13 protein-coding genes and 1 riboswitch are annotated in these 15,983 nt (G+C 71.3%); of the genes, 6 read left to right on the top strand and 7 right to left on the bottom strand.

The features are described 5' to 3' along the window. Positions 1 to 10 precede the first annotated feature (10 nt). From OIE74_RS05120 to OIE74_RS05090, 7 genes are all read right to left on the bottom strand, one after another. Positions 11 to 1,687 carry an ABC transporter ATP-binding protein gene (locus tag OIE74_RS05120; RefSeq protein WP_329378860.1) on the bottom strand — a complete coding sequence of 559 codons (1,677 nt, stop codon included), beginning with the start codon at positions 1,685 to 1,687 and terminating at the stop codon, positions 11 to 13. After that, a complete protein-coding gene (locus OIE74_RS05115) occupies positions 1,684 to 2,607 on the bottom strand; it encodes an ABC transporter permease (RefSeq protein WP_329378858.1) in 924 nt (307 codons plus the stop codon). Before OIE74_RS05115 ends, OIE74_RS05120 begins: the two co-directional genes overlap by 4 nt. Next, positions 2,604 to 3,563, bottom strand: coding sequence for an ABC transporter permease (locus tag OIE74_RS05110; protein WP_329378856.1), 960 nt, complete (start codon positions 3,561 to 3,563; stop codon positions 2,604 to 2,606). Before OIE74_RS05110 ends, OIE74_RS05115 begins: the two co-directional genes overlap by 4 nt. Before the next feature lie 3 nt (positions 3,564 to 3,566). After that, positions 3,567 to 5,186, bottom strand: a complete 1,620-nt coding sequence (locus tag OIE74_RS05105) for an ABC transporter substrate-binding protein (RefSeq protein ID WP_329378854.1) — start codon at positions 5,184 to 5,186, stop codon at positions 3,567 to 3,569. Between the two features lie 229 nt (positions 5,187 to 5,415). Then, positions 5,416 to 6,240, bottom strand: a complete 825-nt coding sequence (locus tag OIE74_RS05100) for a DUF1684 domain-containing protein (protein ID WP_329378852.1) — start codon at positions 6,238 to 6,240, stop codon at positions 5,416 to 5,418. A gap of 73 nt (positions 6,241 to 6,313) precedes the next feature. Next, the gene (locus OIE74_RS05095; protein ID WP_329378850.1) at positions 6,314 to 7,714 is read right to left on the bottom strand and encodes an NtaA/DmoA family FMN-dependent monooxygenase; all 1,401 of its coding nucleotides are present in this window, start codon (positions 7,712 to 7,714) and stop codon (positions 6,314 to 6,316) included. Further along, positions 7,711 to 8,817 carry an LLM class flavin-dependent oxidoreductase gene (locus tag OIE74_RS05090; protein ID WP_329378848.1) on the bottom strand — a complete coding sequence of 369 codons (1,107 nt, stop codon included), beginning with the start codon at positions 8,815 to 8,817 and terminating at the stop codon, positions 7,711 to 7,713. The genes OIE74_RS05095 and OIE74_RS05090 overlap by 4 nt, the downstream gene beginning before the upstream one ends. 693 nt (positions 8,818 to 9,510) lie before the next feature. Between OIE74_RS05090 and OIE74_RS05085 the strand changes: the two genes are divergently transcribed. From OIE74_RS05085 to OIE74_RS05060, 6 genes are all read left to right on the top strand, one after another. Further along, positions 9,511 to 10,374, top strand: a complete 864-nt coding sequence (locus OIE74_RS05085; protein ID WP_329378846.1) for a glutathione S-transferase C-terminal domain-containing protein — start codon at positions 9,511 to 9,513, stop codon at positions 10,372 to 10,374. Between the two features lie 167 nt (positions 10,375 to 10,541). Beyond that, positions 10,542 to 10,650, top strand: a riboswitch (SAM riboswitch). Positions 10,651 to 10,971: 321 nt separating this feature from the next. Then, entirely contained in the window at positions 10,972 to 11,952 is a 981-nt protein-coding gene (locus OIE74_RS05080; protein WP_329378844.1) for an amino acid ABC transporter permease, read from the top strand. After that, a complete protein-coding gene (locus tag OIE74_RS05075; RefSeq protein ID WP_329378842.1) occupies positions 11,949 to 12,746 on the top strand; it encodes an amino acid ABC transporter ATP-binding protein in 798 nt (265 codons plus the stop codon). The genes OIE74_RS05080 and OIE74_RS05075 overlap by 4 nt, the downstream gene beginning before the upstream one ends. A gap of 62 nt (positions 12,747 to 12,808) precedes the next feature. Continuing rightward, positions 12,809 to 13,837 (top strand): transporter substrate-binding domain-containing protein, encoded by a 1,029-nt coding sequence (locus OIE74_RS05070; protein ID WP_329378840.1) that lies wholly within the window; start codon positions 12,809 to 12,811, stop codon positions 13,835 to 13,837. Between the two features lie 80 nt (positions 13,838 to 13,917). Further along, positions 13,918 to 14,652 (top strand): GNAT family N-acetyltransferase, encoded by a 735-nt coding sequence (locus OIE74_RS05065; RefSeq protein ID WP_329378838.1) that lies wholly within the window; start codon positions 13,918 to 13,920, stop codon positions 14,650 to 14,652. Positions 14,653 to 14,762: 110 nt separating this feature from the next. Further along, positions 14,763 to 15,968, top strand: coding sequence for an LLM class flavin-dependent oxidoreductase (locus tag OIE74_RS05060; RefSeq protein WP_329378835.1), 1,206 nt, complete (start codon positions 14,763 to 14,765; stop codon positions 15,966 to 15,968). The last annotated feature ends 15 nt before the right edge of the window (positions 15,969 to 15,983 follow it).

The raw sequence follows: 15,983 nt of genomic DNA, 5'->3' as shown, positions 1-15,983 counted from the left end.
ACCGTGGTCCTCAGCTCGTGGTGGTTTCGGCGGCGGGGGCGGGGAAGCGGCTGCCAGGGATCGCCGCGAGCAGTTCGCGGGTGTACTCGTGGCGAGGGCGGGTGAACAGTTCATCCGGCAGGCCTGTCTCGACGACGCGGCCGGTCCGCATGACGGCGACCTGGTGGGCGATCTGCCGTACGACGGCCAGGTCGTGCGAGATGAAGAGGTACGCCACCCCCGTGTCGGCCTGCAACTCGGCCAGCAGGTCCAGGACTTGGGCCTGCACGGACACGTCGAGCGCGGAAACCGGCTCGTCGCAGACCACCAGGTCGGGGGAGAGGGAGAGGGCGCGGGCGATGGCCACGCGCTGTCGCTGACCGCCGGACAGTTCAGCCGGGCGGCGCTCCAGGGTCGCGGCGGGCAGGGCCACGCGGTCGAGGAGTTCGCGGGCCCGGACGAGCCGGGAGGCGCGGTCGCCGACCTTGAAGGCGCGCAGCGGTTCGGTGATCACCTCGGCGATGGAGAAGCGGGGGTCGAGCGAGGCGTAGGGGTTCTGGTAGACGAGCTGGGCGCGGCGGCGCAGCTGCCTGGCCCGGGCGCCCTTGGCGGTGGTGACATCGGTGCCGTCGAAGAGAATCCGTCCGGCGGTCGCGTCGGCGAGGCGGAGGACCAGGCGGGCGGTGGTGGACTTGCCCGAGCCCGACTCGCCGACCAGGGCGAGGGTCCGGCCCCGTTGGAGGGTGAGGCTGACGTCGTCGACGGCGCGCAGGGTGCGGGGCCCGTCCCCGGTACGGGGCAGCCTGAACTCCTTGACCAGGTTGCGGACTTCGACCAGGGGCGCGGTCTCCGCCTCGGGGATGGAGACCGGGGTGCGGGGCCGGGCGGTGGTCAGGCTCGGGGCGCTGGACAGCAGGTGCCGGGTGTAGTCGTCCTGTGGGCCGGCCAGGATGTCACGGGTGGGGCCCGCCTCGACGACCTTGCCCTGGGCCATCACCACCAGCCGCTGGGCCCGGTCGGCGGCGACCCCGAGGTCGTGGGTGACGAGCAGGACCGCAGTGCCCGACTCCTCGGTGAGCCGCTGAAGGTGGTCGAGGATGACCCGCTGCACGGTGACGTCGAGCGCGCTGGTGGGCTCGTCGGCGATGATCAGTTCGGGCCGGGCGGCGATGGCGATGGCGATCAGGGCGCGTTGCCGCATTCCGCCGGACAGTTCGTGCGGGTACTGCAGGGCCCGGACGGCCGCGTCGGGCAGCCCGGCCCGGTTCAGCACGGCGACCGCCTCGGCGGGAGCCGATCGGCGGGTCGCCAGACCATGGATGCGCAGCACCTCGGCGACCTGGTCGCCGATCCGCTTGACCGGGTTGAGGGAGACGGTCGGATCCTGCGGGACCAGTCCGATCCGTGCTCCGCGTACGGTGCGCAGTTCCGCCTCCGACAGCGTGGCGAGGTCGTGCCGGCCGAAGCGGACCGTGCCCGCGTCGATACGGCCGTTCGCGGCCAGGAGCCGGGTGACGGCGTGCGCGGTCGTGCTCTTGCCGGAGCCGGACTCGCCGACCACCGCCGTCACCTGTCCCGGCCATACGTCGAGGTCCACGCCGCGCACAGCCTCGACCGTGCCGCCCCGGGTGCGGTACGACACCGAGAGGCCGCGTATCTCCAGCAGTGGTGCGGTCACGTCGTCCCCGTTCTCACGTTCGTCTGTCATCGCTGTCGGGACCATTCGCCGTCCAGTGCTCGGGCGATGCGGTTGGTGGCCAGCACGGTCGCGGCGATCGCGAGCCCGGGGAGCGCGGTCAGCCACCAGGCGTTGGCGAGGTAGTTGCGGCCGTCGGAGATCAACGTGCCCCATTCCGGGGCCGGCGGGGGAGCGCCGTAGCCGAGGAAGCTCAGGGCTGACACGGCCAGGATGGAGGCGCCGAAGTCGAGGGTGGCCAGGACGATCACCGGGCCCGCCGCGTTGGGCAGCACGTGCCGGCCCAGCACCGAGTACCAGCGGGCCCCGCTCGCGCGCGACGCCTCCACGAACACCGCCTGCCGCACCCGCAGCACCTCCGCGCGGGCCACTCGCGCGAACGCGGCGACGCTGGCGATGCCGACGGCAACCGCCACCTTGACCGTGCCGTAGCCCAGCGCCGTGACCAGTGCCAGGGACATGAACAGGGCGGGGATGGACAGGAGTACGTCCACGAAGCGCATCAACACGTCGTCCACCCAGCGGCCCACGAACCCGGCGACGACCCCGAGCAGCCCGCCGATCACGAACGCGACCAGTACCGCGATCAGCGTTGCCTTCAGGGACAGTTGGGCGCCGTGGACGACTCGCGAGAACACATCACGGCCCAGCTCGTCGGTGCCGAACCAGTGACTGCCGCTCGGACCGCGGAAGTTCGCCGACGGCACGCCCTTCAGCGGGTCCTGCGAGGTGAACAGGCCGGGCCGGAACGAGGCCAGCACCACCAGTACGAGGACGACCACCGACAGCAGCAGACCCGGGCGGCGCACCATGAAGCGCAGCAGCCGCCCCGCGTCCAGGCGGCGTCCCGGCTCCGGCCCCGAACCGGCCTCGACCGGGCGGGCCGGTCCCGGCGCCGCCTCGGCCGGGTCGTCGACAAGGCTCTGGCTCATGCGAGTGCCGCCCTTCTGCGTGAGGCCACAACGATCCGCGGGTCGAGGAGTGGATAGACCAGGTCGATGACCAGGTTCGTCGTCACAAAGATCAGCGCCCCGAACATCACCACTCCTTGGACCAGCGGGATGTCCTGGGCCGTGACCGCCGCCGCGGTGACGCGGCCCAGGCCGTCGCGGGAGAACACCGTCTCGACGACCACGGAACCGGCGATCAGCTGCCCCACCAGCAGGCCCACGACCGTCAGCGCCGGCAGGGACGCGTTGCGCAGGGCGTGCCGCAGATGGATTCGCCACCGGCCGGCGCCCTTGGCCCGTGCGGTCTCCACATACGCCTGGTCCAGTGCGGTGAGCAGGCTCTTGGCGAGCACCTGGGCTATCTGCGCGCCGGTCGGCACCGCCAGCGTCAGGGCCGGCAGCACCAGCCCCTTGAGTCCGTCGTTGCCGAACGCGGGGAACCAGCGCAGCCGGAAGGAGAACGTCTCGACCAGCAGCAGCCCCACCCAGAACGTCGGGACGGACACCCCCAGCGGCGGCAGCGACAGCAGGAACTGCCGCAGCCAGCGCCGGGCGGTGTAGGTCGCCAGCACCGCCAGACCGCCGCCGAGTACCACCGCGAGCAACAGGGCCGCGCCGGTCAACTGCAGTGTCTGCGGCAGGGCGTCGGCCAGCGTCGAGGTGACCGGGCGGCCGGTGGCGACCGAGTCACCGAAGTCCCCGCGCACCGCCCGGCCGAGATAGTCGGCGTACTGCACGAGCACCGGCTTGTCGAAGCCGTACTCGTGCCGCAGGGCGGCGATCTGCTCCGGGTCGACCTGTCCCGAGTCCATCCCGGCACCGGCCATCGCCGTGACCGGGTCGCCCGGCAGATAGTCCAGCACCAGGAACGAGACCGTGTACGCCGCCCACAGCACGCCGACCGCCTGCGCGAGCCGTTTGATCACATAGCGGCGCATGCCCTAGCCGATCCAGGTGTCGTGCAGCTGGAGCCGGCTGGAGGCGTCGAAGTTCAGGTCGTGCACCCGCTTCGACACACCCAACTGGGTCTGGAGCTCGACGACCGGCACGTAATAGGCGTTCCGCACAATCAACTGCTGGGCCTGGCCGATCAGTTGCTTTCGCTTTGCGGTGTCCGTGGTCGCGGCCTGCGCGGTCAGGGCCGTGTCCAGGCCGCTCGTCGGTATGCGGTAGAAGTTGGCCAGCCCGGTGGAGAAGGAGCTGCGCAGGATGTCCGGGTCGGCACGGGTGACGTTGCCCCAGGCCGCGTCGTAGTCGCCCGACTGCAGCGTCGGCGTGAGCTGGGTGAGCTGGAGCTGCTTGAGGGTCACCTGGACGCCGATGGCCTTGAGTTGCTGCTGGATCAGCTCCAGCGCGGGCTGGTTGGTGTCGGCGTTGGGGATCCAGTTGATGGTCAGACCGAGCTTCTTGCCGTCCTTGGTGCGGATGCCGTCACTGCCGGCCTGCCAACCGGCCGCGTCCAGCAGGGGCTTGGCCTTGGCCGCGTCGGACGTCAGATCCGGGGCGAGGCTGGTGTAGTCGGGCGTGGTGTGCGCGAGGATGCTGGTCGCCGGCCGGGTGCCGGTCGGGAACACGGTGTCCGCGATCTGCTGCCGGTCGATGGCGTACAGGATCGCCCGGCGCACCCTCGCGTCCTTCAGGGCCGGCCGTGAGTTGTTGAGGCCGAGACCGAACACGACGCCCGGGTTGGCCCGTCGCTGGAGGGAGACCTGGCCGCCCTTGAGCGCCGCTTCGTTGGCCTTGCCGACGCTGCTGATCGCGTCCACCTGACCGGACTGGAGACTGCCCGCCCGTACCCCCGCCTCCGGTACGACCTTGAACACCAGCTCGTCCAGGTACGCCTCGCCCTTCTTGCTCCACCGCGAGGAGCCCCAGGCGTATCCGGTGCGCTTGGCGAGGGTGAGCGACTGGTTCTGCACATACCGCTTCAGCACGAACGGCCCGGACCCGATCACCCCGTCGCCGCACTTCTGCTGTGGGGTCCTCCGCACGCTCGCCGAGGACTCTATGCCGAGCGAGTGCGTCGAAGTGGCCTGCAGGAACTGGGCGTTGGGCTGCCCGAAGGTCACCTTCACGGTGAGCGGGCCGGTCACCGTGGTGCTCTTGACGCCGCTCAGATAGCCCTGCGCGAGGGTGCCGAGCGCACCGAGCCGGGGCACCGCGTCGAAGTTGTCCTTGACCACCTGAGCGGTCAGCTTCGACCCGTCGCTGAAGGTGACGTCCGGGCGCAGCCGGAAGGTGAACGCCGTGGCGTCGGAGCTGACGTCCCAGCTCTTCGCCAGCCATGGCACGATCTTGCCGGTCCTGGGGTCCTGATCCGTCAGGGAGTCCACGATCTGGCGCACCGAATAGATGGTCTCGTTGCTGGCGACCTGCTGCGGATCCAGGCAGCCGGCGTCCGAGCCCACCGCGAAGGTCAGGGTGCCGCCGGACTCGGGCCGCCCGGTGCCACTGCCGGAATCGCCTCCGCCGGAGCCGCAGGCGGTCAGCAGAACACTGGTGGTCACCAGGGCGGTCAGTGCCGCCCACCGGGTGGATCTGACATCGGGAAGCGTCGTCACGGAGGGCTTCTCCTACTCGTGTCACCTGGCACGGACGCCGTACGAGGCACGGCCGTGCGTGGGCGTGTGGCCCCGGCCGGAGCGACGCCGGTCCCGGGGGAGTGCTGTAGAGCCAGGGATCAGGGGGAAACGGGGATCACCGGCAGACGGAGATCAGGCGTCGGCGGGTGCGGTGGCGACAGGTGCCGTACCGCGGCCGGCGGGGGGGGAAGGCGCGTCAGGGTCCCGTTCAGGAACCGCCGCGCTCGCGCGGGATCTTCTGGCCGGCCTCGATCGCCACCGACAGCCGGTTCTCGGCCGGGGGCAGCGGGCAGGTGGCCAGGTCCGTGTAGGCGCACGGCAGGTTGGCGGCACGGTTGAAGTCCAGAACGACCGTGCCGTCGGCGGCGGGTGCCTCCAGGGCCAGGGCCCGGTTGGCGGCGTAGGTGGTGACGCCGGAGGTCGCGTCGGTGAACAGCACCATCAGCCGGCCCGCGCCATGACCGGGGAACGCGGTCAGCGACAGCCGGCGCCCGTCCAGCTCGAACTCGACCCTGCCCGGCGCGTCGTACACATGCTCAAGGCCCTCGACCGCGGCGCCCACGGTGGTCGGCCGTGGCGTGTCGAAGGGAATGTAGCGGCCCCTCACGGCCCAGCGCGGGTTGGGGTCGTAGGCGGGCGTTCCGGTGAAGGCCGTGCGCAGCGGTGCGTCCGGGTGCCGGGGTCGTACGATGTCGTGCCCGCCGCGCCGGGCGACCTCGATGACGGCGTCGCCCCAGACGGCGTCGACGCCGCCGCGCTCGGGAAGCACGCCGAAGCGGTGTTCACCGCGCACCGGCGTTCCGCCGACGATCAGTTCCTCGCCGTCGTCGAGGTCGACGACGACCCCCTCCGGCCCGGTGCGCCACGCACCGGGCGCGTCCGGGAACCGCTGGGGCCGGTCGTCGAGCCAGTGCAGTCCGGTGATCGCGAGGAATCCGTGCGGGGCGGCGAGCCGGGCCTCCTGGGCGCGGTACCACTCCTGCCAGGTCTCGGTGAAGGCCTGGAGGTCCGTCGTGGTGGCCTCGGTGGGCATGGGGAATCTCCTTCGTGACGGCTTCTTGTCAGTCGTGTGTACTCGGTCATGAGCGGAACGGCCGGTCCGGCGCTCAGCCCGCCTGCCGCCGGCCCGGCGCGGACCGGTGGGTGAGGGGTTCGCGCAGACCGAGGTTCTCGCGCAGGGTGGTGCCGGTGTACTCGGTGCGGTAGATCCCGCGTTCCTGGAGTTCCGGGACGAGCAGGTCGACGATGTCGTCGAGGCCGTCGGGGATGAGGTGGGGCGTGACGTTGAAGCCGTCGGTCGCGCCGTGCCGCACGAAGTGGGCGAACTTGTCCGCCAGGCCGGACGGGGTGCCGACGTGCCCGCGTTGTGGGCCGAGCGCGATGACGGTCTCGCGCAGCGACCAGCCGTACGCCTCCGCCTTCGCCTGCCACTCGGCCACGACCGCACGCGGGTCGGCGATGCGCCGTGCACCGAAGGAGCTGTCGTTCTCACTGACGACCGGATCTTCCTTCGGCAGCGGCCCGTCGGCGTCGCGGTCGGAGAGATCGATGCCCCAAAGCGGCCCGGCGATCCCCAACGCCGTGGCCGGGGTGACCTGTTGGAGACGGATCCAGCGCTTCTTCTCCTGGGCCTCCTCCTCCGTGGCGCCGAGGATGATCTCGGTGCCGGGCAGGATCCGCAGATCGTCGTCGGGCCGCCCGACCGCCCGCAGTCGGCGCCGGATGTCGTCGGCGAAGGCCAGCGCGTCGTCGAAGTCGTTGCCGTGCCCGGAGAAGATGACGTCGGCGTTGCGGGCGGCGAAGTCGCGTCCCTCGCCGGAGTCCCCGGCCTGGAAGATGACCGGGTGGCCCTGGGCGCTGCGCGGCAGGGTCGGGGCGAGGTCGACGTCGAACTGCGGTCCCCTGTGACGCACTTGGTGTACGCCGCCGGGCGCCGACCAGGCGGGCGCGCCGACTTCCGGCGCGACGGCTCCGTCCTCCCAGCCGTCCCAGAGCGCGCGGGCCACGGAGAGGAACTCCTCGGCGCGCCGGTAGCGGTCGGCGTGGTCGAGGTAGCCGCCGCGCCGGAAGTTGGCGCCGGTCCAGGCGTTGTCCGTGGTCACCACGTTCCAGCCGGCGCGGCCCTCGGAGAGGAGGTCGAGGCCGGACAGGCGGCGGGCCAGATCGGCGGGTTCGTTGAAGGTGGTGTTGGAGGTGGAGACCAGACCGATGCGGCGGGTGACCGCGGCCAGCGCCGCGAGCTGGGTGATGGCGTCCGGTCGTCCGGCCACGTCCAGATCGTGGATCTTGCCGTCGACTTCGCGCAGCCGGAGGCCCTCGCCGAGGAAGAACGCGTCGAGCAGGCCGCGTTCGGCGGTCCTGGCGACCTGTCGGAAGGAGGCGGGGTCGATCTGGGAGCCGCTGTCGGGGGCGGACCAGATGGTCCAGTGGTTGACGCCCTGGAAGAACACTCCGAAGTGGAGCTGGGCGTGCGGTCTGGGTACGTCGAGGGGATCGCTGAGGGTCATCGGGCGTCCTCCTGGGTGGCCACGGCCGCGGCCGTGAAGCGATTGGCAGGGCGCTCCAGACCCAGGGCCGAGCGCAGAGACGTGCCGGGCAGCGGACGGGCGACGAGGCGTCGCCCGGACAGGGCGGGCAGGACGAGGCGGGAGAGGACGGCCAGGTCCTCGTCCAGCACCAGCGGATGCAGTCGTACGCCGTCGACGTGACGGCTCAACTCAACCAGCACAGCTACGAGTTGGTCAGCGGTGCCGATGTGCCGCAGCCTTCCCCGGTCGCTCCAGGCCGTGTGCCGTTCCAGGTCGGCGACACGCTCGGCGGCCGTGGCCCCCGGGGTGTCCAGCGCCACCTCGACCTCGGCGAGGACGCGGGGCGTACCGGCGGCGGCAGCGGCCGTGGCGACCGACGCCAGGTCGCGCCCCTCGACGAGGGCGACGTCGAGCTGTGCGGAGGGAACCCGGTCGGGCCGTCCCAGGACGACGAGCTGGCCCTGGGGCGGGCGCGGCACGATCGCCGGGCCCTTGACGGCATAGGTCTCACCGGTGAAGTCGATGTAGTGGAGCCGTTCGCGGTCGAGGTAGCGGCCGGTGGCCACGGACCGGATGACCGCGTCGTCCTCCCACGAGTCCCACAGGGCGCGGGCCACCTCGACCCCGTCACGGGACTCCCGGGTCCGCGCGCCGGCGTCGTCGACCCGTGGGCGCCCCCAGGCGCGGGCCGCCTCGGGACGTTCCTCCTCCGTCACCACCCACCCGGCGCGACCGGCGGAGATGTGGTCCAGGGCCGCCAACTGGCTGGAGACATGGAAGGGTTCGGCGTACGTCACCGGGACGACGGGCGCGATTCCGATGGTGCTCGTGGACGCCGCGACGAAAGCCGCCCGCTCCACCGCGCCGATACGGCCCACCGGATCCGGTGCGGCGCCGGGCGGCAGCACGCCGTCGTCCAGGGTGAGCAGGGTGAACCCGGCGTTCTCGGCGATGGCGGCGACACGGGCCACGCGGCGAGGGGCGAGCAGCTGACCGGGGGAGTGGGCGGCGCGGCGCCAGGCCGCGGGATGGGCGCCGTCGCCGTCGATCTCGACGGCGAGGTGCAGGGCAGGACCGGACAACGGGGTTCCTTCCGGGAAACACGATGACTCGCGGCCACAGGGCCACGACGAGACAGCCGGCGGGACGGCCGGCGGTGATCAGACGTGTACGGAAGGACAGACGGCGGAGGAGGTACGGCAGTAGTCGACATGCCGCCGGGTGATGAGCCGCGCGCCAGGCGCCGCAGGCCAGGCGGGAGTTCGAAGACACGGCCTGGTGCACGTACCACGCGATGCCGCGCCCGGAACGTGCATCAAAGCCTCCACCCGTGAAGGAACTTTCCCTTTCAACGTACGTTGCCCGCCCCCGTGAGTGTCAAGGTCCACCCCGGCGGATGGGCGCCGCCGACCGGCTGTCCGGCCGCCGTCCGCCGGGGCGTTCAGCGATGCGGGGCGGCCCTCTTGACGCCGGTGTCGGTGGGGCCGACACTCACTGGAGATTCCTAGTAAATAGGTAGGGAAATATGAGGCGCCTTGATCCGGTCACCGTCCGAGTGAGCCGTTCGCCTCTTCTGACCTCCCGGCGTCACATCGATCTGCTCCGTATCTGCAGCGCGATCAGCCCCAAGGGCTGAACTCCGCCTGCCCTGCGCCCACGGCGTCCCCTGGAACGCCGCGCCCGCCCTCCGCACGGACGACGGGAATCCGGCAACAGACCCCAGCCCGACATCGCTTCCGCCGCGCGTACGTCCGCGCCCGCTCCCGGGGAGAGTCATGACCGTCACACCGCTGGCCGCCCGCCCGTCCCTCCGACCCGAGCCCGCCTTCCGGGGCCGGATCGGCCCGGACGCGCGCAGCGGCCACTACGCCGTTCCGGGCCGCTACCGCCTGCATCTGTCGACCACCTGTCCCGACGGCCTGCGCATCGCCGTCACCCACGGCCTGCTCGGCCTGGACACCGTCTGTCCGGTGACCCGACTGCCCGCCGTGCCCGACTGTCCCGATGGCGGCCACTCGGCCCTGAGCCCGCTCTACGAGGCCAGCGCCCACCGGTACCCGGGCCCCGCCGTCGCTCCGGTGCTCAGCGACGACTGGTCCGGACGGATCGTCAGCACCCACGCCCCGGACATCATGCGCGACCTCGCCCACCGCTTCGGCGGCCGCGGTCCCTCGCTCTACCCCTGCGGCGCGGAATCGGAGATCGAGGCCGTGGAGCGGATGTGCGCGCGGGGCATCGAGGAGGCCGCCCAGCGCGCCGGTTCGGCCGGTGGGGAGCAGGCGGAGCGCGACACAGCACTTGGGACGCTGCTGGAGACCCTGGACGCGCTGGAGCGCCGGCTCTTCGGGCGCACCTGCCTGATCCGCGACGAAATCACCGCCGCCGACGTCGAGTTGTGGGTCGCGCTGGTCCAACTCGACACCGTGCACCGCAACCACCTGGACGCCTCCGCCGTCCGGCGCATCGCCGGCCATCCGACCCTGTGGGCCTACGCCCGCCGGCTCGCCGCCCACCCGGCCTTCGGCGGCCACCTCGACCTCGACGGCATCGAACGCCGTCACCACGCGCGCTGCCAGGGCCTGGAGGCCGCCGGAGCGGCGGTCCAGATACTCGACTGGGCGGCGCACTCGGCCCCTTAGGGCGTGTTTGAGAAGTCCCGTCTCCGCCTTGCGATCGCACGCACCAGACGCCGTGGGCCCCGCCCGATGGGCGGACGACGCTACTTCTCAAACACGCCCTAGCCGTTCCACCTGGTGGACCGGCGTTGACATTCGTTCGGGCGGATGTCTTAACTACGGCCCAGAATGGTCATGAGCGTCAGCGACAAGCCCTGGCTTGCTGACCGGCAACCCCCGCACCGCAGGGGGTGCCCCAGGTGACGACCGGACCGGATGACACTTCGGTAAGCGCCAGGCCCACAGGGCCGAGACAGTGACGGTGACGCCATGTACGCAGTTCCCAGGACGGCGACACGCCGCCCGCAGGGCTGCGTACAGCCGTACCCGAACATCCTCGTCGCCGATCGTGCCGTCGATCTGCTCCGCGTGAACAGCGCGCTGTGTACCGCATCGGGCCGTGCCCGCTGTCGGGGCTGACCTCTCCCCGCAGCCTCAATCCCTGACGAACACCGCTCTCGCGGTGTGCCGTCCTCCTCCCTGCCCCTGGTACCTCGCCGTGGCATCCGCCGCCGCATGCCGGCGCGCTGTCCGTGATGTCCGAACCAGCCGGAGCCCACCATGAGTGAACCCCCTGGCGCCAGCGTCACCCTCCCCGAGGCGCCGACCGACGACGAACCGTCGAAAGCCTTCACCGCCCAGCGAGTTCTGCCGTTGCGGCGGCCAGGACGCTGGATCGGCACCGCGGTCGTGCTGGTCCTGGTCGCCCAGTTCGCGCACGGGCTGGTCTCCAACCCCTTCTACCAGTGGGACCGCTGGAGCTACTGGTTCTTGCGCCCCACCATCCTCGACGGCCTGCTGATCACCCTCGAAGTCACCGCCTACAGCGCGGTGCTGGGCCTGCTCGGCGGCATCCTGCTCGCCCTGGCCCGGCTCTCGAAGAGCCCGGTGCTGCGCGCGGTCAGCTGGACCTACGTCTGGGCCCTGCGCTCCATCCCGCTCATCGTTGTGCTGATCCTCCTCTACAACTTCAGTGCGCTGTACGAGACGTTGAGCGTCGGCATTCCCTTCGGTCCGGCCTTCTTCTCCTTCGACGAGTCGAGACTCGCCACCGACATGGTCGTCGCCGTCATCGGTCTCAGCCTGAACGAGGCCGCCTATGCGGCCGAGGTCGTCCGCGGCGGCATCCTCTCCGTCGACCAGGGCCAGCACGAGGCGTCCGCGGCGCTCGGCCTGCCGAAGTCCTACCAGTTCCGGAAGATCGTCTTTCCGCAGGCGCTGCGCTCGATCGTCCCGAACTACGTCAACCAGCTCATCGGCCTGATCAAGGCCACCTCGCTGGTCTTCTACGTCTCCCTGCTGGACCTGTTCGGTTCCGCGCAGACCATGGGCTCGACCTACCCCGGCGACATCGTGCCGCTGCTGCTGGTCGTCACCGTCTGGTACCTGATCCTGACCAGCGTCGTCTCCGTCATCCAGTTCTACGTCGAGCGGCACTACGCCCGCGGTGCCACCCGCGGCCTGCCACCGACGCCGCTGCGGAAGCTCCGCACCGGTCTCACCGACCTGCGCGTCCGCATCCGCCGGGAGGCCGCCGTATGACCGCCAAGACGCTCGACGCCCTGGCGGATGCCGACGCCGCCGCCGTCGAGGTGCACGGTGTGCACAAGTGGTACGGCACCCACCGGGTGCTGGACGGCGTCGACCTGACGGTCCGTCCCGGCGAGGTCACCGTCATCCTCGGCCCCTCCGGCTCCGGCAAGTCCACCCTGCTGCGGGTCATCAACCACCTGGAGAAGCCCGAGATCGGCTACGTCAGCGTCAACGGCGAGCCGATCGGTGTGAAGCGGCAGGGCAAGTGGCTGAAGGAACTGAGCGAGCGGGCCATCCTCACCCAGCGCGGGCGGATCGGCTTCGTCTTCCAGAACTTCAACCTGTTCCCGCACCTGACCGTCCTCGACAATGTGGCCGCGGCCCCCGTCGCCACCGGCCGGCTGGGCAAGCCCGAGGCGCGGGAACTCGCCCGCCAACTCCTCGGCCGGGTCGGCCTCGCCGACAGGACCGGCGCCTACCCACGCCAGCTCTCCGGCGGTCAGCAGCAGCGCGTCGCCATCGCCCGGGCCCTCGCCCTGCGCCCCGGCGTCATCCTGTTCGACGAGCCCACATCCGCACTCGACCCCGAACTGGTCGGCGAAGTCCTCGCCGTCATCAGGGATTTGGCGACCGGCGGCACCACCCTCGTCATCGTCACCCATGAGATCGGCTTCGCCCGAGAGATCGCCGACCGGGTCGTCTTCATCGACGGCGGCAAGATCATCGAGCAGGGTCCGCCCTCCGAGGTCCTCGACAAGCCCCGGCACGAGCGGACCAGGGACTTCCTCAGCAAGGTCCTCTGACCCGCCGCGCCCCCCGACCTCCCCCACGCCACCCTCATCACCTCCAGCGACAAGGAATGGCCATGCCTACCCACTTCACCCGACGCGGCCTGATACGCGGCATCACCGCGGCGACCGCCGTCGCCTCCCTGGCCACCGGGCTCGCCGCCTGCGGGGGCGACAGCGACGCGGCCACCTCCACCGACACCGCCGCCAAGACCGGCGAGGTCGTCATCGGCCAGGTCTCCAACGGCGCCGCCCGGCAGACCACCATCAAGGTCTCCGAGGTCACGTCCATCAGCGCCGAACTGCCCGCCGCTGTCAGGAAGAGCGGCAAGCTGGCGATCGGCGTCGGCGCCCTGCCGGCCGGCTTCCCGCCCCTGGCGTACGTGGGCAGCGACCAGAAGACCCTCACCGGTGCGGAACCCGACCTGGGCCGACTGGTCGCCGCGGTCCTCGGTCTCACGCCCGAGGTGAAGAACTCCACGTGGGAGAACCTCTTCGTCGGCATCGACAGCGGCAAGGTCGACGTGGCGTTCACCAACGTCACGGACACCGAGGAGCGGAAGACGAAGTACGAGTTCGCCTCCTACCGGCAGGACAACCTCGCCTTCACCGCACCGAAGAAGAGCACCTGGAACTTCGACGGCGACTACGGGAACCTCGCCGGCAAGACGGTCTCCGTGGGCTCCGGCACGAACCAGGAGAAGATCCTCCTGGAATGGAAGGCGAAGCTGGCCAAGGAGGGCAAGAAGCTCACCGTCAAGTACTTCCAGGACAGCAACAGCGTCTATCTCGCCCTGTCCAGCGGCAGGATCGACGCGTACTTCGGCCCCAACCCCGGCATCGCGTACCACAACCGCCAGGTTGCCGACACGCCCAACGCCACGCGTACCGCAGGGACTTACTCAGGCGCCGGCGCGAGCCTCCAGGGCCTGATCGCGGCCACCTCGAAGAAGGGCAGCGGCCTCGCCGAGCCCCTCGCCGACGCCATCAACCACCTGATCAAGAACGGTCAGTACGCCGAGTGGCTCAAGGCCTACAACCTCTCCAACGAGGCCGTCGCCACGTCCGAGGTCAACCCGCCCGGACTGCCGCTGGACAACTCCTGACCCGCCATCGGCCGGGGATCCCGCCGCCGCCCCGCGGCGGGATCCCCACCCCATGTCCCCAGCACCGGAGCCGTCACGCGATGTCCGTCGCCAGCCTCGAAGCCACCTCTTCCCACGTCCTCGACAACCCCGCCTGGGCCGCGCTCACCGGCCCGCACGCCCACTTCGCCGAACGCGTCGGCCGAGCCGCCCGCTATCCGCGCGACGTGGCTCCCTTCCACGCCGTCACCGACGAGGACGACCCGCGCGCCTGGGCCGACCTGGCCACGCTCGTCGGCCCCGGCGGCAGCGCCGCGATGAGCGGCGCGACCGAACCGCCGAACGGCTGGGAGCTCGTCCAGACAGGCCAGGGCGTCCAGCTCGTGGACGCCGGGCTGCGGGCGGAGCCCGACCCCGAAGCCGTACGGCTCGACCCCGCCGACGTACCCGAGATCCTCGATCTGGTCGCCCGCACCCAACCGGGCCCTTACCTGCCGCGCACCGTCGAGCTGGGCACCTATCTGGGCATCCGCCACCGCGGCCGACTGATCGCGATGGCCGGTGAACGGCTGCACCCGCCCGGCTGGACCGAGATCAGCGCCGTGTGCACCGACCCGGACCACCGCGGCCGGGGCCTGGCCACGCGCCTGGTCCGTGCCGTCGCGGCCGGCATCAGGGAACGCGGCGAGCAACCCTTCCTGCACGCCGCCGCGACCAACACCGACGCCATCCGGCTGTACGAGTCGCTCGGCTTCACCCTGCGCTGCCACACGGTCTTCTGGCTCGTGCGGAACACCGGAGCCGCCGCCGCGGAAGAAGCGGCATGCCGCTCCTGACCTTCCCCGGTCTTCGGCCGGCGGACCCCATCCCGCCGCTCGTCGGCCGCCGTTCGCCCCGTTCAAGCGGGTCGCCGTTTCTCGTCGGATCTCCTGGAAGGCATTCATCCGTGTCCCCTTCTTCGCTGCACCTCGCCGTCGCCCTCGAAGGCACCGGCTGGCATCCCGCCTCCTGGCGCGAGCAAGTCGCCCGCCCCCGGGACCTGTTCACCGCCGGGTACTGGGCCGACCTGGTCGCCGAGGCCGAGCGCGGGCTGCTCGACTTCGTCACCTTCGAGGACGGGCTCGGCCCGCAGTCCTCGCACTACGGCGAGCTCGACGGCCGCACCGACCAGGTACGCGGACGCCTCGACGCCGTACTCACCGCGTCCCGCATCGCACCCCTCACCCGGCACATCGGCCTGGTTCCGACCGTGATCGCCACTCACACGGAGCCGTTCCACATCTCCAAGGCGATCGCCACCCTCGACTACGTCAGCGCCGGCCGGGCCGGTCTGCGGGTGCAGATCTCCGCCCGTCCGCACGAGGCCGACCACTTCGGCCGTCGCACCTTCCCGCGGCTGAACCTGGAGGAGCTGCGGACCCCTTCCGGCCAGGAGCGGTTGACCGACCTGTTCGACGAGGCCGCCGACTACGTCGAGGTGGTGCGCCGACTCTGGGACAGCTGGGAGGACGACGCGGAGATCCGGGACGCCGCCACCGGGCGTTTCGTCGACCGGGACAAGCTGCACCACATCGACTTCGAGAGCAGGCACTTCAGCGTCCGCGGCCCGTCCATCACACCGCGCCCGCCGCAGGGCCGGCCGCCGGTCACCGCCCTCGCCCACCAGACCGTCCCGTACCGGCTGGTGGCCCGCCAGGGCGACATCGGCTACGTCACCCCGCACGACGCGGACCAGGTCCGGGCGATCGTCGCCGAGATCCGCGCCGAACAGGAGGCTGCCGGGCGGGCGGACGAACTCCTGCACGTCTTCGGGGACTTGGTTGTCCTCCTGGACGACGACCAGGCCGCAGCGGAGGACCGGCGCGCACGGCTCGACGCGCTCGCGGGGGAGCCGTACACCAGCGACGCCCGGATCTTCGCCGGTACGTCCGCCCAACTCGCCGATCTGATCCAGGAGTTCAGCGAGGCGGGGCTGAGCGGCTTCCGGCTGCGGCCCGCCGTCGCCGGGCACGACCTGTTGGCCATCACCCGCGGCCTGGTCCCCGAACTCCAGCGCCGGGGCGCGTTCCGTACCGCCTACGAGGCCGACACCCTCCGCGGCCTGCTGGGTCTGCCTCGCCCCGCCAACCGCTACGCCGCTGCCACCGCCTGAGCCGGAAGGACCGTA

Origin of the sequence: Streptomyces sp. NBC_01716 (assembly GCF_036248275.1) — a bacterium.
Lineage (GTDB): Bacteria > Actinomycetota > Actinomycetes > Streptomycetales > Streptomycetaceae > Streptomyces.
Note: the sequence above shows the minus strand (reverse complement) of the source record. Positions and strands in the feature narration are given on the sequence as shown.